This is a genomic window from Shewanella sp. 30m-14, assembly GCF_052977125.1.
In genome coordinates this window covers 1-22430 of record NZ_JBRILW010000027.1, presented here as the reverse complement: position 1 = coordinate 22430, position 22430 = coordinate 1, and the positions used below count along the sequence as shown (strand labels likewise).

The 22430-nt window shown below is 44.1% G+C and carries 18 protein-coding genes and 1 riboswitch; of the genes, 5 read left to right on the top strand and 13 right to left on the bottom strand.

The annotated features are described in order from the left end of the window. The 5 genes from thiS to ACVBIU_RS17235 form a co-directional block, all read right to left on the bottom strand. Entirely contained in the window at window positions 1-258 is a 258-nt protein-coding gene (gene thiS, locus ACVBIU_RS17255) for a sulfur carrier protein ThiS (protein ID WP_447159848.1), read from the bottom strand. Window positions 259-405: 147 nt separating this feature from the next. Next, window positions 406-1206, bottom strand: coding sequence for a HesA/MoeB/ThiF family protein (locus tag ACVBIU_RS17250; protein ID WP_447164400.1), 801 nt, complete (start codon window positions 1204-1206; stop codon window positions 406-408). A 13-nt stretch (window positions 1207-1219) separates the two neighbouring features. Further along, entirely contained in the window at window positions 1220-2833 is a 1614-nt protein-coding gene (gene thiE / locus ACVBIU_RS17245) for a thiamine phosphate synthase (protein WP_447164401.1), read from the bottom strand. Between the two features lie 2 nt (window positions 2834-2835). Beyond that, complete coding sequence (gene thiC, locus ACVBIU_RS17240; protein ID WP_447164402.1) at window positions 2836-4824, bottom strand: phosphomethylpyrimidine synthase ThiC; 1989 nt, start codon at window positions 4822-4824, stop codon at window positions 2836-2838. A gap of 145 nt (window positions 4825-4969) precedes the next feature. Next, a riboswitch (TPP riboswitch) is annotated at window positions 4970-5068 on the bottom strand. A 164-nt stretch (window positions 5069-5232) separates the two neighbouring features. Then, window positions 5233-6246 (bottom strand): hypothetical protein, encoded by a 1014-nt coding sequence (locus tag ACVBIU_RS17235; protein ID WP_447164403.1) that lies wholly within the window; start codon window positions 6244-6246, stop codon window positions 5233-5235. Between the two features lie 298 nt (window positions 6247-6544). Between ACVBIU_RS17235 and trhA the strand changes: the two genes are divergently transcribed. Further along, window positions 6545-7252 carry a PAQR family membrane homeostasis protein TrhA gene (gene trhA / locus ACVBIU_RS17230; protein WP_447159853.1) on the top strand — a complete coding sequence of 236 codons (708 nt, stop codon included), beginning with the start codon at window positions 6545-6547 and terminating at the stop codon, window positions 7250-7252. A gap of 75 nt (window positions 7253-7327) precedes the next feature. Here the strand turns inward: trhA and ACVBIU_RS17225 are convergent, their stop codons facing one another. After that, on the bottom strand, window positions 7328-7876 hold the full coding sequence (locus ACVBIU_RS17225) for a DTW domain-containing protein (RefSeq protein WP_447164404.1): 549 nt from the start codon (window positions 7874-7876) through the stop codon (window positions 7328-7330). Between the two features lie 154 nt (window positions 7877-8030). Beyond that, a complete protein-coding gene (def, locus tag ACVBIU_RS17220; RefSeq protein ID WP_447159855.1) occupies window positions 8031-8522 on the bottom strand; it encodes a peptide deformylase in 492 nt (163 codons plus the stop codon). A gap of 235 nt (window positions 8523-8757) precedes the next feature. Here def and ACVBIU_RS17215 point away from each other — a divergent pair, with 235 nt between their 5' ends. Next, window positions 8758-10479 (top strand): MFS transporter, encoded by a 1722-nt coding sequence (locus tag ACVBIU_RS17215; protein ID WP_447164405.1) that lies wholly within the window; start codon window positions 8758-8760, stop codon window positions 10477-10479. Between the two features lie 205 nt (window positions 10480-10684). Here ACVBIU_RS17215 and ACVBIU_RS17210 read toward each other — a convergent pair whose 3' ends face one another. Continuing rightward, window positions 10685-11356: a hypothetical protein gene (locus ACVBIU_RS17210; protein WP_447159857.1), complete on the bottom strand. Its 672-nt coding sequence runs from the start codon at window positions 11354-11356 to the stop codon at window positions 10685-10687. A gap of 238 nt (window positions 11357-11594) precedes the next feature. Between ACVBIU_RS17210 and ACVBIU_RS17205 the strand changes: the two genes are divergently transcribed. Together ACVBIU_RS17205 and ACVBIU_RS17200 are read left to right on the top strand one after the other, a co-directional pair. Beyond that, window positions 11595-11921 carry an MGMT family protein gene (locus ACVBIU_RS17205; protein WP_447160012.1) on the top strand — a complete coding sequence of 109 codons (327 nt, stop codon included), beginning with the start codon at window positions 11595-11597 and terminating at the stop codon, window positions 11919-11921. 73 nt (window positions 11922-11994) lie between these two features. Further along, window positions 11995-12780 carry a DUF3108 domain-containing protein gene (locus ACVBIU_RS17200; protein ID WP_447159858.1) on the top strand — a complete coding sequence of 262 codons (786 nt, stop codon included), beginning with the start codon at window positions 11995-11997 and terminating at the stop codon, window positions 12778-12780. Window positions 12781-12859: 79 nt separating this feature from the next. Here ACVBIU_RS17200 and ACVBIU_RS17195 read toward each other — a convergent pair whose 3' ends face one another. Next, window positions 12860-13642 carry a class II glutamine amidotransferase gene (locus ACVBIU_RS17195; RefSeq protein ID WP_447159859.1) on the bottom strand — a complete coding sequence of 261 codons (783 nt, stop codon included), beginning with the start codon at window positions 13640-13642 and terminating at the stop codon, window positions 12860-12862. Window positions 13643-13889: 247 nt separating this feature from the next. Between ACVBIU_RS17195 and fadE the strand changes: the two genes are divergently transcribed. Beyond that, window positions 13890-16337 carry an acyl-CoA dehydrogenase FadE gene (gene fadE / locus ACVBIU_RS17190; RefSeq protein WP_447159860.1) on the top strand — a complete coding sequence of 816 codons (2448 nt, stop codon included), beginning with the start codon at window positions 13890-13892 and terminating at the stop codon, window positions 16335-16337. 160 nt (window positions 16338-16497) lie between these two features. Here the strand turns inward: fadE and katG are convergent, their stop codons facing one another. From katG to ACVBIU_RS17170, 4 genes are all read right to left on the bottom strand, one after another. Next, complete coding sequence (gene katG, locus ACVBIU_RS17185; RefSeq protein WP_447164406.1) at window positions 16498-18654, bottom strand: catalase/peroxidase HPI; 2157 nt, start codon at window positions 18652-18654, stop codon at window positions 16498-16500. A 768-nt stretch (window positions 18655-19422) separates the two neighbouring features. Continuing rightward, the gene (locus ACVBIU_RS17180; protein ID WP_447164407.1) at window positions 19423-19809 is read right to left on the bottom strand and encodes a hypothetical protein; all 387 of its coding nucleotides are present in this window, start codon (window positions 19807-19809) and stop codon (window positions 19423-19425) included. Beyond that, window positions 19806-20198, bottom strand: coding sequence for a hypothetical protein (locus ACVBIU_RS17175; RefSeq protein ID WP_447164408.1), 393 nt, complete (start codon window positions 20196-20198; stop codon window positions 19806-19808). The genes ACVBIU_RS17180 and ACVBIU_RS17175 overlap by 4 nt, the downstream gene beginning before the upstream one ends. Window positions 20199-20643: 445 nt before the next feature. Then, window positions 20644-21936 carry a serine/threonine transporter gene (locus ACVBIU_RS17170; protein ID WP_447159864.1) on the bottom strand — a complete coding sequence of 431 codons (1293 nt, stop codon included), beginning with the start codon at window positions 21934-21936 and terminating at the stop codon, window positions 20644-20646. Window positions 21937-22430: the final 494 nt, after the last annotated feature.

Below are 22430 nucleotides of genomic sequence, written 5' to 3'. Positions count from 1 at the left end.
TTAGCCTCCGGCTACGACAGAAAAGAGTTCTAGTTTATCGGCTGTTTTACACTGCGTAATAGGCCAGCTTTGTCGAGGTACAACCTCTGCGTTAAGCGCAGCCGCTATCGCCTTTATCTCAATGCCTTGTGCCAGACTATAAGCTTCGATCACAGCCTGTAGTGTTGTGTGGTTAGCGAGCTGCTTAACTTCATCATTGATACTGATTGAAATGCCACGGCAGTCTTTCTGTTCATCATTATTATTAACTTGCTGCATAAAATTGCTCCACAGATTAGCCCCTCGCTGTACAAAATTGAGCTCGAGGCTAATCATTCTCGGTTAATACTTTCCGGTTAAGACTTATCGCCTAATACTTCCCAATTAAAACTTCCCGATTAAGATTTCTCGGCTAATACTCAACGGTTAATAATTGACGGTTTTAATACGGCATACTGAACAGTCTTTATTGCGTGGAACCGTCGCTTCTCGCCAGCTAAATTGGTTACCATCGAAACGAAATAACTTACCGACGGTCTCTCTACAACCTAATAACTGTTGCAGTGCAATCAAAGCTTGCATCGATGCCAGTACGCCTACCATAGGTCCTAATACCCCCACGGTTTGACAGCTTTGACTAACTTGCATATCTGCAGGGAATAGACAGTGATAACAACCAGATTGTGGGCTATATTGCTGGTCTATATGCAATAATTGTCCTTGAAAGTGTGCTGCCGAAGCTGACACCAAAGGCAACTCATGACTCATTGCAAACCCATTAATCAATTGGCGGGTATCAAAGTTGTCACTGCAATCAAGTAATAGATCATATTGGCCAACATCTGTGTTAAGCACTTGCTTGATATTGTTTTTCATCAAGTGTTCAGTAACGGCCTTTAACTTGACGTGAGTGTATGCTTGGCCAAGCTTTTGCTGTGCCACTCGCGCTTTTTTATACCCAATATCGCTGGCCGTAAATATCAGCTGCCGTGGAAGGTTTGATAACTCAACCTCATCACCATCCACCAGCGTTATGCGGCCAACGCCTGCAGCGGCTAGGTACTGAGCAGCTAAATTACCTAACCCTCCAATACCGATTACGGCAACATGCGCATTAGCCAGTGAGACCTGTCCAGCCTCACCCACTTCGGGTAGTAGGACCTGCCGTGAATATAGCAGAAAGTCGCTATCGCTTAACGCGTTGCATACCCCTTTGGTCATTGTCATTTTGATATTCCCGTCATACCGACTCATGCCATGCTTGGGTTAACGTGTTAAATGCGGACGCTGGATCTTCTGCTTCAGTCAAAGCCCGTACAACAGCAATATCATCTACGCCAGTCGCCTTAACACTTTCAAGCCTTGAGGCATCTATCCCCCCAATCGCGACGATGGGTAGCTCCCCCTTCATCAATGACACGTACCTTGCAAGCTTTGCTAGCCCCTGCGGTGTAGAGGGCATCACCTTGGTCGATGTAGCAAATATATGACCAAAAGCGATATAGGACGGGTTGTGCTGCTTAGCGAGCAAAATCTCAAAATAACTATGGCTAGACAAACCAAGTGCCATATTCGCCTCAGCTAACTGCTTAAGATCACAGTCCATTAAGTCTTCCTGACCCAGGTGCACACCGTACGCTTGATGCTTTATCGCCAGTAACCAATGATCATTAATAAACACTCGCGCCTGGTAATCACGCCCGAGCGCAATGGCTTGAATTATCTGCTGCTCCAAAGATTGAGACTTCAATGCAAGCTCTTTGGGATCTTTTAGCCGAAGTTGTATAGTTCTCGCTCCAGCTTTTAACAGCGTTTCGAGTAAAACCACATCTGCTACAACCGGGTACACGCCCAAAGCTGCATTAATCTTTTTAAAACCATTGAGCTCGCCTTCTCTAGTTAGCTCATTATTAGCCAATGAACAGGGTAAGTGGTCTTGCTCGGTGACTTGTTTGATATAAGGGAATAAGTTGATCTCCCTTGGCCACGCCGTTCTTTTTAGGCAGCCGGGGCCTTTCCCCGGTTGATAACTCAAACGCAGGCCTGCACTAACATAAGCTTTAGCCACTACAACGGCATCATTAAGCACAAAACCATGAGCCATCACAGCAGCGATAGCTGATGATAAGGTGCAGCCAGTACCATGATTATTACCGCTGGTTTCTCTTATGCTCGATAACCAAAAGCTTTGCCACTGATGCTGCTTGGATATGCCATCTACATCCCGACAAATCAGTAAGTCATTAGCCTGCTGTTGACACCAACTTGGGCCTTTATCTCCGCCTTTTGCCAGCACTGATGTTGCAAGCATATCAGCAAGCGTTTTAGCCGCTACGATACATGCGTCAATATCATCGAGTGTGTGCCCCGCTAGCACCTCAAGCTCAGCGTTATTGGGAGTGACTAAATTTAGCAGCCCTTTGAAAGGACTAAAGTCTAGCCTGGCATTATTTGCCAGTCGATCACCACAAGTCGCTACCATCACGGGATCTAAGATAACAGGAACCTTAATACCGACTTTAAGCCAACTCGCTTGTTGAGTGCTAAGCCATGACGCTAACGCAGTAATTTGTGACTGGTCTGCCAGTAAACCGATTTTAATCGCAGCTGGCGGCAGGTCTGCTAGCAAAGTATCAAGCTGAGAGCGTAACATTTGCGCGGATACCGCCTCCACCAACGACACCGTCACCGAGCTTTGCGCTGTCACAGCAGTGATAACGCTGCACGCATGGGCATCGAGATCTGACATGGTTGCCAGATCCGCTTGAATACCCGCGCCGCCTCCGCTATCTGAACCCGCAATAGTCCACACTATCGGACGCTTGTCAGGCCAACTATGGGGAGCATTTTTCATGACTAATCCTCTAGCACCACATCACGCTTTTTTTCAGCGGCTTCATGGTAGAGTTCCGCCCCCTTGGCTTTAAACTCAGCCGACATCTGTGCCATGCCCTGCTCACGAACAACAGTCGTTTCACTCACTGTGTATGATTGATATTCAGCATCCGATTTAATATCGATGCTGCTAACCTGTTGTTCACGCTCTTGAGCGGCAGCATAATCACGGACTTCTTGAGTGATCTTCATCGAACAGAATTTTGGGCCACACATGGAGCAAAAGTGTGCTACTTTGGCAGACTCTTGAGGTAAAGATTCATCATGATAAGCACGCGCTTTATCAGGATCTAAACCAAGGTTATATTGATCTTCCCAGCGAAACTCAAAACGTGCTTTTGATAAAGCATTGTCACGAATTTGCGCGCCAGGGTGTCCCTTTGCAACATCGCCAGCATGAGCTGCAATTTTGTAGGTAATAAGTCCTTGTTTCACATCTTCTTTATTCGGCAAGCCTAAATGTTCTTTTGGCGTGACATAACACAACATGGCGCAGCCATACCAAGCGATCATTGCCGCACCAATACCTGAGGTGAAGTGATCGTAACCCGGCGCGATATCTGTTGTTTGCGGGCCTAACGTATAAAATGGCGCTTCATCACACAGCTCAAGCTGTTTATCCATATTCTCTTTGATGAGATTCATTGGAATATGACCTGGTCCCTCGATAATGGTTTGCACATCATATTCCCACGCAATTTTCACCAGCTCGCCTAAGGTTTCTAATTCCGAAAACTGCGCTTCATCGTTTGCATCGGCAATAGATCCCGGACGCATACCGTCCCCCAGCGACAGTGATACATCGTATGCGGCGCAGATCTCACAGATCTCACGAAAATGTTCATAAAGGAAATTTTCTTTATGGTGTGACAAGCACCATTTGGCCATGATTGAACCGCCACGCGACACGATGCCCGTTAAACGTTTTGCCGTCATTGGTACATAACGCAGTAACACACCAGCATGAATAGTGAAGTAGTCTACGCCTTGTTCGGCTTGTTCGATCAAGGTATCGCGAAAGGTTGCCCAATTTAGATCTTCTGCAACGCCGTTTACTTTTTCAAGCGCTTGATAAATTGGTACCGTACCAATTGGCACTGGTGAGTTACGAATAATCCATTCACGGGTTTCATGAATATAACGTCCCGTCGACAAGTCCATCACGGTGTCAGCGCCCCAACGCGTCGACCAAACAAGCTTTTCAACTTCCTCTTCGATTGACGATGTCACCGCAGAGTTACCAATATTGGCGTTAACTTTAACCAAAAAATTACGCCCAATAATCATAGGCTCAGCTTCTGGGTGGTTGATATTTAAAGGGATGATAGCTCGGCCACGGGCAATTTCTTGTCTAACAAATTCAGCGGTTATCGGCTCGCCAATCACTGCGCCAAAACTTTCCCCCTTATCTTTTTGCGTTAAGATAGGGTCTCGTACTTCTACCTGTGCCATGTTTTCACGAATGGCAATGTACTCCATTTCAGGCGTGATAATGCCCTGCCTTGCATAGTGTAACTGCGTCACACATTTACCTATTTTGGCACGACGAGGTGGTAATAATGACTCAAATCGAAGGTGGTCTAAGCCGTCATCAGCTAAGCGCTGCTGAGTAAAGCCAGAGCTGACACCTGCAAGTTGCTCGGTATCATCGCGCTCTTCTATCCAGTGCTCGCGGAACTTTTCTAACCCTTTACGCACATCGATTTTTGCATCAGGATCAGAATACGCACCTGCGCAGTCGTAGACTTTTAGTGGAGGGTTGGCTTCAAATATAGGATTGGCTTCAGAGCCGCTAATTAGGGTATCAGCTTGGTGTATTTGGCGCATACCCACTTTTAGATCTGTTCGACTACCTTGTAGGTAAATTTTTTCAGAATTTGGGTGCTGTAGCGGCTTTAAGTTATCAATAAACTGTTGAGCTTGAGCTCGGGTTTCGCGGCGTTTTGACATTAGCAAACTCACTTTATAAAAAGAAATGAAGTTGCTTGTCAGGAGAAATGAGAATGTGAAAAGTTGAACGGATAGTAAGGCAATAAACGCCAGCTACACGTAACCTTCGAAACATTGCTTAAGCATGTCTTAAACAGACATTTTTGCAATGATTTCGCTTGTTTCCTTCGCAGGTTCTAGCCTGATCAGGTTCAACGGATCCCGAATTAACGGTCTCAGCCATATGGCACTCCGACAAGATGAACTGGCAGTATAGTCCTATCGACTTGTGACATACAAGTGCTTAAGTAGATATTAGACCACAATAAACAAGCAAAAAATTAGAACCATAACCAACTGTTATATATGAGTTTTAACTTGTAAAATGGGTGGTTCCGTTAAAATAGATGAATTTTTATCAACTAAAACTTATCCCTTTTTACTTATCATTCGCTTATCTAGTCGTGCGGAAATCGCATCATTGATCGCTTTTTTTATCTTGTCTCCACCACAATTAAATGGGTAACCCAGGTTTTCTGCAAAGGGGTTAATTTGCGTTGGCACTTGGACAATGCGATAGCACGTATCACCTTGCCTGACGATGCGATTCGGATCTAATCTATGGTTGGTTGTGAGCACCTTGCTGTACTCATCAACTTGAGGGAAAACTAACTCTTGCATGTCGCCATCCATCTCACTCAAGGAACGCTTTTTAGTATATTGATCAGCCTTGTCTATAATGAGTTCATCGAGTTTGCTGGCTCGTTGCTTGCCCAAGTAAGACTGCGTAAACAGGCTTGAGCTTGATGCTAAATTTTGACTACTATTTTGACCTGAACTTGAATTCGCATTTTGAGTAGGAATTAAGTTTAACTTTTCATACTGACTATTCTCACTGCGAGCTATCGTGCCCTTTGTGTTACTCGCCTTTTTTATTGTCAGCTTTGTTATAGTGCCCTTTGTCATAGCCTGCTTTGTTATAGTACCTTTCGTTATAGCGTCCTTTGTTTTACTGACCTTAATTGACCCGTTGTTAGTTTCACGCTCTTGCCACACTTTCTCTTGTAGTTCTTTCTCTTGCGAAGTAGCAGCAACAATCTCTGGATTTACGACAGGTTTTACTGTGACTTCACTTTTCACTTCAAGCTCAATATCCGTTTTTATTACTTGCTCAATAACTTTTTGATCTGTGACTTTTGGCTCAGTGACGTTTTGAGGAACTTGATACAGGTATGATTGAATTTTAGCGCCGGACACATTTTTAGTTACCAGTGCTGTGCCTGTCCATAATTGGTTTATCGCAACGATAGCCACAAGGTGTAATAGTATGACACTGGAGATAATGAGCAAGCCGTTGAATCGAACTTGGCGTTGCTGTTGCTTACTTTTTTCTGCGTTAACGATTTGCTCGCGTTTGGCCTCCCACTTCTGCGTCGCTCTCAATTGGCTCTTCCTGGCTCTTGTGCTTAATTAGACACTCTTCCTATAGTGATAACAGCTTAGAACAATCTCAGCTTAAATAAGTTCACATTAGTTATTTATGCTAGGCTGAGGAGCCCATTGAATATCGCACACTAAACACAGGAGCATCCAAGAGATACTGATTTCAAGAGTGTCAGTCCAGAGTTGTCAGTTTAAGAACTGCCAATTTAAGCGTACACGTGTTCGCTTAAACTGTAGCTTTTACAATCTAAAATGTTACACTGACCACAATTATGGTAATCCAGAAGTCATTTATATAATGCCAGTAGAACATGCGACAGCTCCAGATAATCAAGGTTCTAAGCCAACGAATAAGCCAACAAGTAAACAAATAACCTCTGCTAATTATTGTGCTAATGAAGAGCTAGCCAATAGCCTCAGTCATGGTATTGGCGTACTTGCAGGGATCGTGGGGCTGATTTTATGTCTGCTTAAAGGCTATGATCACCTCAGTTTTATTCAGTTAACCGGCGTGGTCGTATACTGCTGTAGTATTATTTTACTGTTTCTTTGTTCAACCCTTTACCACTATGCAACTTCGCCTCTAGTAAAACATAAGTTAAAAATTGCCGATCACTGCGCCATCTATCTGTTAATTGCCGGAACCTATACGCCGCTGATATTGATTACGCTGGCGAGCAGCGACGCCAATTGGGTATTAATTGCCATTTGGTCACTTGCCATTGGCGGTATTTTGTTTAAAACCCTATTTATTGGCCGCTTTAAAGTGTTTAGCTTAGTCTTGTATTTAGTGATGGGTTGGCTATGTGTGACGGTGATGCAAGAGCTAATCGCCAACATGTCAGATTTAGGTTTCAATTTATTGATAAGCGGTGGGCTCTTTTATAGCTTAGGTGTCATTTTCTACGTCGCTAAACGCATCCCCTTCAATCATGCTATTTGGCACTTGTTTGTTTTAGGTGGCGCGGTATCTCACTTCTTATGTATTTACTTAACCGTGATTTAACTCGCTAATATCGATAACTTTAAGCTTTACTTCACTCGATACAACAAAGGCGCTTATAGCGCCTTTTTTTATGAGTTAATCATCTACTGATAACTGGCAAAAATCGATAAACCTTTCGGTTAACAACTGAGCCTCATCAGTCATTTCGGCTTGTTTAAATAGCTCAATAATACATTCGAGTGTGCACAAACCTCCCTCAACCTGATTGCGCCTGAGATTAAACTGTGAGTCTGGCGTATCGCTTAAAGAGAAAGTGTTAGCTGTTTTTAGATAAGGGCTTTGGCGCAGCATTTTACGGGCTTCTTGCCAAGTCGCATCTAAAATCACTACTGTTTCTGGCCACTTTAGTACTTTATCTGTGTTTCGAGATGCTCGGCATTGAGAAGCACTGCTTTCAACAGCTGTGTTTACCGAGCCTTCATCTTGAGACAGAGCGGCTGAGTCCACCTCAGGGAATAACAGCGCCGTTGTCGATTCAGTTAACTTATCTAATAAAAACTGTGATGGCGTTACCCGTGACCACATGATCCGCTGACAATATTCAGGGAACTGTTGCAGTGCAATATTGCCCGTATTCGTTGGACGGATTGCTTCTCGCTCATGGGTTAGTAATATGACGTGCAATGGTCTGACTCTTAATGTAACAAGATGCGAGTATATACCGAAACAGCTAAAGGTGTAGAAAAACTCATAAAAAAGCGCACCTTACAGAGGTGCGCTTCATTGTACTACAGTGTTTTATCTAAGCCTGCATGCAACTTAGCAATACACTGCTCATCTATTTGTATTTTTTAACTTTCTTTAAGGCTATCTGCTGTTTTAGCATAGAAAGATGATCGGTAAATACCACACCATTTAGGTGATCCATTTCATGCTGCAACACGATTGCTAAAAATTCATCGGTATCAATTTCAAACGTTTTACCGTGACGATCTAATGCGCTTACTTTAACCCCTTCATGGCGATTGACTTTAGCGCGATAACCCGGGATAGATAAACAACCTTCTTCGCCTTGATACGAACCACGCGATTCAATAATCTCTGGGTTAATCAATACTACTGGCTGATCGCGTTCTTCAGATAAGTCGATAACCAAAATAGCATGCAAACTACCAACCTGAGTTGCAGCTAGGCCGATACCGTCATCGGTGTCGTACATAGTCTCAATAAGATCATCAATAAAACCTTGTACAGACTCAATATCTGTTACAGGTACCGCCTTACGCTTAAGGCGTTCATCGGGGATCGTTAAAATGTCTAGCACAGCCATATCATTATCACACTAATGTTAACTAAAAAAATTCGCGCTATTATGACCGAAACAATCGCAAAGGCAACTACCGCGGCGATTTAAGTCTATTTAAGTTCAATAGCCCTTTCAGTATATCTTCTCTATTGCCTCCCAAATCACTACATACACCAGCCGCTAATTTAAACAATTAGCTCCACATTTACGCAACATGTGATAGCATAAAACAAAATGTATAAAATATACGGAAAATAATATGACACAAGCAGGACGCACTGCACTGCCCCCTACATTCTTCGTTGCCAATACGATGGAGATCTTTGAACGCCTTGCTTGGTATGGCTTTTTCGCCCTATCTTCCCTTTATATGACCTCACCGCAAAATCAGGGTGGCTTAGGATTTTCAGATCAAGAACGTGGCTTATTACAAGGTATGATCCCGTTTTTCCTTTATTTATTCCCTGTACTAACTGGAGCACTTGCCGACCGATATGGTTATCGGAAAATGTTCTTAGTGGCTTACGCTATCATGTGCCCCAGCTACTACCTACTTGGCCAAGTTGATACCTTTATGGGATTCTTTGTGGCCTTTATGGGGGTCGCAGTAGGAGCTGCCTGCTTTAAACCTGTGGTCACTGGCACCGTAGCCCGAACAACAGATGATACAAACAGGGGATTAGGCTTCGGGATCTTCTACATGATGGTCAATATCGGTGGGTTCTTAGGTCCCTTCATTGCCGGCTATGTTAGAGCGATTAGCTGGGATTGGGTGTTTATCATGTCATCATTTTGGATTGCAATTAACTTTATTCCAGCTTTCTTTTTCTATAAAGAACCTACGGATCAAAGCCAGCAGAAAGGTAAACCTCTTAAAGCCGTATTCCAAGACATCCAAGAAGTTCTTGGCAACGCCCGCTTTGCCATTTTATTCTTTGGTACGTTAATCATCTTAATGTCCTATGGCGCCAAGTGGATCACGGGGGAGACAACCCTAATCATTTATGCAGCCTGGTTCACTGGCCATATCATCTGGGACAAGCTAGCATCAACAAAACCCAAAGCTCCGTGGTACGCGCAGAAAATCAGTCTAGGTAACAAACCCTTTGTGATCTATCTACTCATCCTATCCGGTATGTGGATGGTCTATCAGCAGATATTTATTACCTTACCTATCTACATTCGAGACTTTGTCGATACATCTGATTTAGTGATGATGCTCGCAGGTTACCCTGACTTATTACAGTTTTTCGCCCCTGTTGATACGAGTTTACTGCAATCGGAATTAACCCGCTTAAGCCATGAGGTGGCTGCAGGGACAGTTAACGTTAAGCAAGCTTACTTTGAACTTGTTCATACAAAAGTCATGGTGCCAACACCTGAGATAAGCCAAGCGGTAAATGCTATATCACAAAACCCTGCGCTTGCGGCGCAATATGCTCAAACATGGGCAAGTGAATATCGCCAAGTTAACCCTGAGTACCTTATTGGACTTAACTTTTTGTCGATTGTAATAATGCAGTTGATGATCAGTCGTTTCGTAGAACGTTTCCAAGCATTACCCGTTTTGGTTGGTGGCACGATTATTCTCGCCTTAGGCACTGCCATTGGCGGACTGGCGCATGGCGCAATCATGGGCGGGGCAATGGTGCTGACCTCTATCTTGGTATTCTCAATTGGCGAAATGGTTGCATCACCGAAAAGCCAAGAGTATGTGGCAAGCTTTGCGCCAAATGACAAAAAAGCCATGTTTATGGGTTACTACTTTGTCTCTTCAGCGATTGGATTCTTACTGGCGGGCCCGCTATCTGGCTACCTATACTCAGAAGTTGCCAAAGGCGCTGGTCGCCCAGGTCTGATGTGGTACATCATAGGGGCACTTGGTTTGGTAACGGCACTTGGTTTAGTACTGTTCCATAAGTTTGGTACCACACCAGAAGCTGCAGATGATACTGCAGTGCCAGTAGCTCAAGCGACTTAAATCATTAACCCTTAAGTAAGTGGTTGTCACTTATTGCGAATATACCCAAGGATAAGCCTATTGATAACTCAAATTTTCAATAGGCGTTAACCAGCAATAAATCTTATTCAACGGCGCTTAAAACCAAAAGCCCATGTCGGTCTAATCAGATCAACATGGGCTTCTTAATGCTACGTTAAAACTCATAGCGTACCAACCGCACTATTTAAAATTGAGAGCGCACCGCAAACACCCACTGAGTGTCTTCGCTTTCAAAGCGATCAAGCTTTTCCCAATCATACTGATAACGCACAAGCCAAGACCATTGTGGGTTAATCTGATAACCAAGTGCTAGCCAACTTCTCGCCTCATAGCGCTCAACGCCGTCAACACCGGCATTACCCTGCAGGTAAAACTCACTATACCAATGTTCAGTCATCGCCTTTAACACAGTCATATTGGCATTGGCAGCAGTGCTGTCTTTATATGACTTAACGGCTAAATGATTCACCGCCAATTCTGTAAATACCTGGGTTGAAAACCAGCCCTGATGCTCGGTCATAAGTCCCATTTGGTACTGATAATGGCTGGCTTTACCTTGGGGTGTATCAGTTTTACCATGAACAACAGAGGCTCTAAAATTTACCTGCTGCGTAGAGTAAAGGTAACCTAAGTGCCATTTATCGCCGCCAATATTGGTATTGGCTGAAAACTTTTGGTGGCTTGTTGCAAAGCTACCACCAAGCTTAAACACATCGCCATCAAAACCAACATAGAGCGAATCATTCAAATTTAATGGATCTGCAATATGTCTAAAATCGCCTGCGAAAACTGGGACTGATGCAACTGAGAGTAATAACAAAGCCCCCAGAAAATGACTTAACCTCTTTACTGACATTATATCTACCGTCAAAAAAGCGCTATTATTACTTTAGCGCCAAGTATCGGCAAGAGCTTTTACTTTATATTACAACCCATTAACCCTGGACTATAGCACCACCAAACCATTAACATTGGTAACACTAATAAGCGTAAATATGAGCCATATAGAGCAAGATTATTGACCTTCTCAAGGTTAAATCTTACGGTAATAAAAGGAACTCGATTTGATTCAAAAAAGCAGTAAGCCTTCAGCAATGACGCAAATTTGGCATATTGTGTCTATGATCCCTGAAGGGAAAGTCTGTTCTTACGGAAAAGTCGCCGACTTAGCAGGCTTACCAGGGCGAGCTCGTTACGTTTCAAAAGCGCTTAAGTTAGCACCCGATGAATTAAACCTGCCATGGCACAGAGTGATTAATAGCCAAGGAAAAATATCATTTGCTGAACATAGCTCGCCATTCATTGAACAGATGCAGCGACTGCGCAGCGAAGACATTATAGTGAACCGTGGCAAAGTTAAGTTGTCTGAATATGAGTGGCAACCTGATATCGCAACATTAGTGCTTTCATTACCATTTTAGATGCTAGTGTCATTAATATATTGTATTAAAATTAGGCCAGTGCCAAATCATCCTCGATTGTAAGGAGTTGTCTTTGTTAAAAACGTTACCAGCTCTATTCGCTACTAGCTTGCTGTTTGTCAGTCATATTTGTCTTGCCAATACAACAGCATTAACACCACATACTGCAGAGTATCAAGTCAATTACGGCAGTATTGAACTAGGCCGCGCCCGCTATATCCTCGATGCGCCCGACGGCAACCTATTTCAATACCGTTTTGATAGTGATGTGGGCTTGCTCATGCTATCTGACCAACGTCATATACGCAGTGAATTTACTTTAGAGGGTAATAATCAGCTGATGCCTATGCGTTATTCAGTTGAGCGCACCGGCACCGGACCAAGTTTTAGAGAGCAAGCCGCTTTTGCAAAAGGCCAAAATGTTATCCATAGCCGATACAAAGATGAGCGAACCCAATTTCCTTATGACAGCCAGTTATTTGATCCGCTGATGGTTCAGTTACAGTTTAGACTCGACATGGAAGCCCATAAAGATGAACTGCATTACACCATGGTAAAAGAGGGCGAGGTCGATGATTACGCTTTTAAAATTGTAGGCAAAGAACGGGTAAATATCGACAGTGGCAGCTACCAAACCATTAAGTTTGAAGTGGTACGCAAGAGCAAAAAACGCCAGACTTTCTTTTGGATGGCGCCAGAACTTAGCTACCTTCCTATCCGCTTAACCCATTTTGAGAAAGGCAGTAAACAACTCGACATCAAACTGCTTAATTATCATTTTGCCCCCGTAAAGCCAATTGATGAATCAACATCAGAACAGGCTCAATTACATGATGTTCCTAGCAATGAAAAAGGCTAATTTCGCAGCTACAGCGTATCAAGTTCTAAAAGCTCGCCACACCAAACGTAGCGAGCTTTTTTATTTCAGTAAGCCGTTATTAACTGGACGAGCTGACTAACTCACCTTTTTTAAATAACTTCCATTCACCGGGAGTTAATACGTTCCACTGTTCGTTATTAGTTAAAGGCCTTGTGGCTATCACCGTGACAACATCGTTAGGTGTGGTCTCTTTATCAAAGTCAATCACCACATCGGTATCAATCAACTTAGCTTTGCCAAAAGGCGCGCGTCGAGTGATATAGCAAAGGTTATTGCTGCAATAACTCATAAGGTGTTCACCGTCACTTAAGATCATATTGAACACACCTAATGTGCGAATTTCATCGGCGAGTGTCGAAATATAATCATAAACCGCTAGCCTATCAGCAGGAGCTGTATCACCAAATGCCTCAACCACTTTGTCCATGATCCAACAAAAAGCCATTTCACTATCGGTATCCCCTACCGCGGTAAAACGCTTTGAGACAAATTTTTGCTCATAACCACTTAGCTGACCATTATGGGCGTATGTCCAATACTGGCCCCAAAGCTCACGCGTAAACGGGTGGGTATTTTCAAGTGAAACACAGCCTCGATTAGCTTGACGGATATGACTTACAACCACTTCGCTTTTTATCGGGTACGATTTTATAAGCTGTGCAACATGAGACTCGCTACTCGGGCGCGCATCTTTAAAGGTGCGGTTACCTTTACCTTCGTAAAACGTGATCCCCCAACCATCGACATGTGGTCCAGTTACACCCCCTCGTTGGGCAAGCCCTGTAAAACTAAATACAATATCGGTCGGAACATTGGCACTCATGGCCAGTAACTCGCACATTAATCTCTATCCCGTTTATCTATTACTATCTTCTCTAATTACACCATTTTACTCACTTGATAGCCATTGTGAAATGTTTATCCCGATACAAAAATTTAAACATTTGTTTAAAAAAATCTTGTATTAAAATTAACTAAGGTTTAGATTTTGTGAGACACAGGTCTGACCACGCACTATAATTGTGAGGAAGAACCTAAAATAAGTGCCTTTAGCACCACTATAGGTCACACATAAAAGGAGAATTACAGTGACGACCCTACTTTGGATCTTGGCGATGATTGTGACGATAGGCGCATTTGCTTATCTCAGAGTCTCTTTACTAACTGCCACCTTAGGCACCGCGATTGTATTAGCAATTGGTACCGGAGCCGCAAGTGTAAGCCCATTACTGTGGGTAGTATTTCTTGTCATTGCTCTACCTCTTAATATCAGCTCATTTAGACAAAACGTTATTACTCGCCCACTTCTAAAAATGTACCGCGGCATCATGCCGGAGATGTCTTCCACAGAAAAAGAAGCCATCGAAGCGGGAACCACCTGGTGGGAAGCCGACCTATTCGCTGGCAAGCCTGACTGGCGCAAGCTACACAATTACCCAAAAGCGAGCTTAAGCGCAGAAGAGCAAGCTTTCTTAGATGGTCCAGTTGAAGAAGTATGTCGCATGCTAAACCAGCATCAAGTGTCTCATGAACTTGGTGATCTTCCTGAAGAGATCTGGCAATACCTTAAAGATCATGGTTTCTTTGCCATGATTATCAAAAAGAAGTACGGCGGTTTAGAGTATTCGGCTTACGCTCAATCACGTGTTCTGCAAAAACTTGCAGGTCTAAGCAGTGAGCTGGCTTCAACCGTTGGTGTACCTAACTCACTCGGTCCTGGTGAATTACTACAGCATTATGGTACTACCGCTCAGCAAGACCATTACTTACCTCGCCTTGCTAAAGGCTTAGAAGTACCTTGTTTTGCACTAACAAGCCCAGAAGCAGGTAGTGATGCTGGCGCAATTCCTGATTACGGTATTGTCTGTAAAGGTGAATGGGAAGGCGAAGAAATATTAGGTATGAAGCTAACCTGGAACAAACGCTATATTACCCTTGCTCCTGTTGCAACCGTACTGGGGCTTGCATTTAAACTGCGCGACCCTGACCAACTGCTTGGTACTCAAGAAGAACTCGGCATCACCTGTGCTCTAATCCCTACCGATATTGAAGGTGTTGAAACTGGACGTCGTCACTTCCCACTAAACTGTATGTTCCAAAATGGTCCTACTCGTGGCAATGAAGTGTTTGTACCGCTCAGCTTTATCATTGGCGGCGTTGAAATGGCTGGCCAAGGCTGGAGAATGTTAGTTGAGTGTCTATCGGTTGGCCGTGGTATTACCTTGCCGTCTAACTCTGCCGGAGGCATTAAAACCGCAGCACTCGCAACAGGCGCTTACGCCCGTATTCGTCGTCAGTTTAAGTTACCTATCGGTAAGCTTGAAGGGATCGAAGAGCCAATGGCGCGCATTGGCGGCAATGCTTATCTAATGGATGCAGTGACCTCACTGACAACGACGGGTATTGATCTAGGCGAAAAGCCGTCAGTTATCTCAGCCATTGTAAAATATCACCTAACAGACAGAATGCAGCGATGCGTTATTGACGCGATGGACATTCACGGTGGTAAAGGTGTGTGCTTAGGCCCAAATAACTACTTAGGCCGCGGATATCAGGCTGCACCCATTGCGATTACCGTAGAAGGTGCCAACATTCTTACCCGTTCGATGATTATCTATGGCCAAGGGGCTATTCGTTGTCATCCGTATGTATTAGCTGAGATGGAATCAGCATTTGATACCGACGCAAGCAGGGGCCTACGCGATTTTGACACGGCTATATTTGGTCACATTGGATTTACCACCAGCAACCTAGTCCGTAGTTTCTGGATGGGTCTAACGTCGAGCCGCTTCTCTAACGCGCCATATTCAGATAAGACTAAACGTTACTATCAGCAGATGAACCGCTTTAGCGCTAACTTAGCACTACTATCGGACCTTGCAATGGCCACTCTTGGCGGTAACCTTAAGCGTAAAGAGCGGATCTCTGCCCGTCTTGGCGACCTACTTAGCCAGCTGTATCTTGCTTCAGCAACCCTTAAGCGCTATGAAGATGAAGGTCGTTTGACTGAAGATCTGCCACTCGTGCAATGGGCTGTAGAAGATTCACTATACAAGTTACAATCATCGCTTGATGACCTATTAGATAACTTCCCTATGGGTCTAGGTGTTGCGCTGCGAGCTGTGATCTTCCCATTTGGTCGTCCACTTAAGCGCCCAAGTGACATACTTGACCATAAGGTAGCAAAAATCATGCAAACACCTTGTGCAAGTCGTGACCGTTTAGGCAAAGGCCAGTTCTGGACGCCTAGCGAACATAACGCTGTGGGTATTCAAGAACAAACCTTTAAAGATATCTTGGCATCTGAGCCTATCTACGACAAAGTCTGTAAAGCGGCAGGTAAGCGCCTGCCCTTCATGTGGCTTGATAAAATCGCAGCTGAAGGTAAGGCGCTTGGGGTACTAAGTGAAGATGAGATTGCCTTGCTTGAGCGAGCTGAAATCGGCCGTATGAAGTCAATCAATGTCGACGATTTTGACCCAGAAGAGTTAAAAGCGCGCACACTTGAGTACACTAAACAGGTACAAGCTGCGTAAGCTTTTCTTGTAAGCTTCTCATGTAGGTTTGACTGATAAACTTTAGTAATAAGCACTACGAAAAAGAGGCCTAAGCTAATAACTTAGGCCTCTTTTTATTGGCTAATTATTGATAAATCGCCCTCATAAAAGACAATCAATACAGTATCAAATAACCCAATTAGCTTAAATCGAAACGGTCTGAGTTCATGACTTTAGCCCACACTGCAACAAAGTCCTGCACGAACTTTTGTTTATTATCATCCTGAGCGTAAACTTCTGCATAGGCGCGAAGAATGGCGTTGGAGCCAAACACAAGATCAACTCGTGTTGCGGTCCACTTAACCTTCCCCGTTTTGCGATCACTGATTTCATACAAATTATTACCTGCGGGTTTCCACGTGTTATTCATGTCGGTCAGGTTAACAAAAAAGTCGTTTGTCAGAACTCCCGGATGTTCGGTTAATACTCCATGGCTCATGCCGGCATAGTTTGTACCTAATACGCGCATACCACCGACGAGTACCGTCATCTCTAGTGCTGAGAGTCCAAGCAACTGCGTTTGATCAAGCATCAACTCTTCAGCGCTGACAACATAATCGCTCTTTAACCAATTACGATAACCATCATGGAGAGGTTCTAAAACATGAAAAGATTCAATATCGGTCATTTCCGCCACAGCATCTCCACGGCCTGGCGAAAATAGAACCGTTGTAGCAAACCCTGCTGCCTTAGCGGCCTGCTCGACACCAAGGTTACCAGCAAGCACAATGACATCTGCCACACTCACGCCATTTTTTACAGCAATGGGTTCGAGCACGGCTAACACCCGGTTAAGCTTTTCAGGCTCGTTGCCTTGCCAGTCTCTTTGTGGTGCCAAACGGATCCGTGCCCCATTAGCACCGCCGCGAAGATCAGAGCCACGGAAGGTTCTTGCACTGTCCCATGCAGTTGTGACCATCTCGCTAATACTTAGACCACACGCCATTATTTGCGCCTTAATCGACGCGACATCGTAATCACTGCGTCCACTAGGCACAGGATCTTGCCAAAGCAGTTCAGCATCTGGTACATCAGGGCCTATATACCTTGTTTTCGGCCCCATATCACGGTGAGTCAGCTTGAACCATGCCCTAGCAAATACTGCAGAAAAGTGTTCAGGATCCTTGTAAAAACGTGCTGAAATCTTCTGGTAATCGGGATCTAACTTCATCGCCATATCGGCATCGGTCATAATAGGATTGTAGCGCCTGGTCAGATCTTCAACATCGACAGGCTTATCCTCTTCTTTTATATTAATAGGTTCCCACTGCCAAGCACCTGCGGGGCTTTTATTTAGCTGCCACTCATGGTTGAGTAGTAACGTAAAATAACCGTTGTCCCACTGAGTTGGATGCGTTGTCCATGCACCTTCAAGGCCACTTGATACCGTATCACGGCCAATGCCCCGTTCGGTTTTATTTATCCAACCCAAGCCCTGATCTTCTACATCAGCACCTTCTGGGACAGGGCCTAATAACTCTGCATCACCATTACCGTGACATTTACCTACGGTATGTCCGCCAGCGGTTAGTGCAACGGTTTCTTCATCATTCATCGCCATTCTCTCAAAGGTGACGCGCACATCTTTGGCTGTTTTTAGTGGGTCAGGATTTCCATCAACCCCTTCAGGATTAACGTAAATAAGTCCCATCATCACTGAAGCTAGTGGGTTTTCCAGATCGCGCTCGCCAGAGTATCGACTGCCTTCGCTGCCGCTGGGGGCTAACCATTCTTTTTCTGCCCCCCAGTAAATATCCTTTTCAGGATGCCAGATATCCTCACGACCAAAAGCAAAACCAAAGGTTTTAAGGCCCATTGATTCATAAGCTATGGTGCCCGCATAAGCAATCAAATCAGCCCAGCTCAGCTTGTTGCCATATTTCTTTTTAATTGGCCAAAGTAGACGGCGAGCCTTATCTAAATTGACATTATCTGGCCAGGAATTAAGTGGCGCAAAACGTTGATTTCCCCTACCCGCACCGCCTCGGCCATCTGCCGTACGGTAAGTCCCTGCGGCATGCCAAGACAAACGGATCATAAGGCCACCATAGTGCCCCCAGTCTGCAGGCCACCAATCTTGGCTATCTGTCATTAACGCATGCAGATCTTTCTTAAGTGCAGCAACATCTAATTGTTTCACCTGTTCACGGTAGTTAAACCCTTCTCCCATCGGGTTAGTTTTCCTATCGTGTTGATGCAAAATATCGAGGTTTAGCGCCTTAGGCCACCACTCCATATTCGACATACTCATTTCAGTGGCGCCGCCATGCATTACAGGGCATTTGTTGTCAGCCATAATTATTCTCCATCGTTTAATTAACCCTATCCAAACGAGTAAAGCGCAATATATTGGACAGTTAAGTTAACTAGTGTAGTTGCTTATGGTGACTTTTCGACATCATGACGGTTTATGTTCTGGCTTAAACTTTCAATTTTCTAAAGAAGCTTAGCCAAGTTCATTAGCAGCAGTTGCCATCTCTTAACCATCAATATCTGAGTACGCTTATGCAGCGATGGGCTCGACACCTTTGTTATGCACTAAAATGGCTTCATCAATGACAGCGTATGAAAGAAAGTGTACTGATACTCGTCTGGAACAAAAAGATGAAACGCTTTTTAATGCCGCAGTCCCTTCTCGGTGCTATCAATAACCAGGGGCGAATACCACGGATCACCTATATAAAAAGCTGATGTATTAATAAAGATGGTTGTTTGAATGCTTTAGTTTGAATGCTTTAGTTTGAATGCTTTAGTTGGAATGCTTTAGCTTTAATTGCTTTAGTCTGCCAGCAACCACTGACAGTATTGTTTAAACTGCTGTCAGCGCTTTTATATGCGGTGCTTATATACTCGCTGCATATAAAAGCGCTGCATAATAACCTCTTACTTCAGTAATACTATAAGCTTAGTAAGAGGTCTAAATATGCCTTTGACAAAAAAGGGAGTCATTAACCTCACTCTAACTGTGAAAAGGAGTGTGGGCGAATAAGCTCTTTTTTCATAAGGTAAACAGACCCACCGAAAAAGCTATGGATCTTCAAGCTAGTGAGACTACGACACAGGCTTAGTCGTTATCGTTATCGTTAGCAATAGCGGTTGCTGCACCAATAATGGCTCCACCAACCAATACTCCCGTCAGAAAATTATCATTTTTATGTTTCCATCTGTCATGGCGGTTATCACTCAATGCATGACGAATTTCACGGCGTGCTTCGCGTTTTTCTCTAGCGACCTCACGGTAACCCTCACGAATTTCACGTTTGGCGCATTTTCGAGTCTTGCAACGTAACACTTCACGGGCAGCTTCGCGTTTTTCGCGGTTAACTTCGCGGCTCCCCTCACGGATCTCTTTACGAACTTCATACCGACCAGCATTGGCATCAAAGCTTACAAGACTGGACATCATCAATACCGTCGATACCATCATGGCAAGTGTTAGGCCTTGTTTCATTTCTCGCCTCTCGTGTCTTGGTAAAATACGCCAGCACGTTTTTCAAAGTTTGCCAACGCTTCTTTGCACTCCTGCACATTGAGTTCAATATTGCTACCGTATCCAAAGCTAGCAGCATAGAGAAACGCTCTGTCCCCCCCCAAGGTGCGACTGATTTCACTATTGATATTCATGGCCTCGGTTTCTAACTGCGCACGTTGCTCTTCTGTCACACAGCCAAGGGCTAAACCAGTCTGATAGCCAAAATTTTTCAGCCCTGTATCAATTTGCTGTTCTTTTAATAGAACGTCCTGTTGTAATAGAACGTCCGGCTGAGATGCGTCAGCCAAGACTGGTGTTGTTAATACCGTTATTGCTACGAGTAATAATATATTTGAGGTGCGATGCATAAATTTCTCCAGTTCCCCAACCTTTGCCTAATTATACTTTTTGAAGTTTAGCACTTCACAACAAGTGAGTAAGTTTCAGTGATTCTTCGCTGATGGCGTTAGTAGGCCTGTGTGGAAATGAACGCAAGCTGAACGCAGACTACAGGTTAGACAATACGACAACGACAAGGGTTCTATTTGATTGGCTGTTATAGCAGCGTTTGACTCATTAATCACAGAGACAAAGACATGAGTGTCGACATAGAAAAACACTGGCAGATAGCCAGTGCTTTAGTTTCATCGCCGAGTAAAAAATCACAACAAACTACCGTTAATCAAAGCATAGCCAAACAGGATGGCGACGATTAATAGTTTAAAGATCAATGCTGATCTTGCAATCTGTAAGGAAGGTCCATCTCAGAGGCTAAAGAGAACAAAAGCCCATGGCTCCTGTCCTCTTTTTATTTTACTGTACCAATGAATAGAAGATTGCCGAGATTGAAACTAGTCCTATAATCACTACAAAAACATTACTGATGGTACCTGAGTATTGCTTCATCGCTGGTACTTTCATGATGGCGTACATCGGCATGATAAACAGCAGCAGCGCGATGATTGGTCCACCTAGACTTTCAATCATTCCCAAAATATTGGGGTTGATAGTTGCGACGGCCCAAGTGGTCAGTAGCATAAAACCAGCAGTAACACGGTTCAGAATAACAGGGTTGACCTCTTTTCCCTTACCGCGTGCAGCCTTGATAATTAAACCATTAAAGCCTTCACTCGCCCCAATATAGTGGCCAAAAAATGACTTAGTGATAGCGATGATAGCAACAATTGGTGCGACATAGGCAATAATGGGTGTATCAAAATGGTTTGCCAGATAAGTTAATATCGACACATTTTGCGCTTTCGCCTCTGCTAAATTGGCAGGCGATAGGCTAAACACACAACTAAATACGAAAAACATCACTGTTACAACCATAAGAATATGGCTAAAAGCTAAGATCCGTGAACACTGTTTCTCAGCATTATCACCGTGAAACTTTCTACGATCGACTGCGAAGGAGGAAATAACCGGAGAGTGGTTAAATGAAAATACCATCACAGGTAGTATTAACCACAATGCCATTAAGATGGTGCTGATCCCACCTTCAGCAGGCATCACATTGCTAAATATTGACGTATTCCAGTAAGGGATTAGGTAAACAGAAAGCAACAGTAGCACGGCAACGAATGGGAAAACCAGTATACTCATCGCCTTGATAATTAACTGTTCACCTAAACGAACTACGGCGATCAAGCCAATAATCAAGATTAAGGCCAGGGTTGCGCGGTTAGGCGGAGTCATGCCTAGCTGATGTTGCATAAAGCTTTCAACAGTATTGGTAAGTGCAACACTGTAGACGAGCAAAATCGGGTAGATGGCAAAGAAATAAAGTAAGGTGATGACCTTACCCATACCAACTCCAAAATGCTCCTCTACCACCTCGGTGATCCCAGCTTCTGGATTTGAACCCGATAACACAAAACGAGTCAGTCCGCGATGAGCGAAGAAGGTCATTGGCAGTGCCAGTAGCGCCATGATAATGAGAGGGATCAAGCCACCTTGGGCCGCATTAATTGGCAGGAAAAGGGTGCCCGCCCCCACAGCTGTACCATATAGCCCCAATACCCATAGAGTATCGCTCTTGTTCCAGCTTGATTTAACCTTGACTTGTGCCGAGGTATTTTCAGTTTTGTTAATTACAGAGTCCATTATGGACAACTCCTTAGACGGTTCTTATATGACCTTTTAAGGGTTCTGTTTTCATATCTAAATCACAGATTGCAGCTGAAAATATCAATCTCAGCAACACCGGCAACATAAGATAGGGAGTTTAACCACAAAGAGTGAATGAAAAACTGGCAGAACCTAGTAAAGGCCGCGCAGTATAGGGAAGAGAGTTAGGGATAAATGTGATTTCGAACAAACTTATTTAGGTTTTACAAATGAACCAACCTGTTCGTTGATTTTTTAACCTACTGAAGAGAAGTTAAACTGCTACTCATGCAGTTCTCGGCGTGTCATAGCTAAAGTCGCCTCAAGAAAACTCGGACTCTACCTCAGCAACAGAGCTCTATTGCTTGCTATAGCATCGAGCTGACTCACTTGCTTTTTAACAGATGCAGCTCACCACGAAGGATACTGAGGCCACGAAGGATACTGAGGCCACGAAGGATACTGAGGCCACGAAGGATACTGAGGCCACG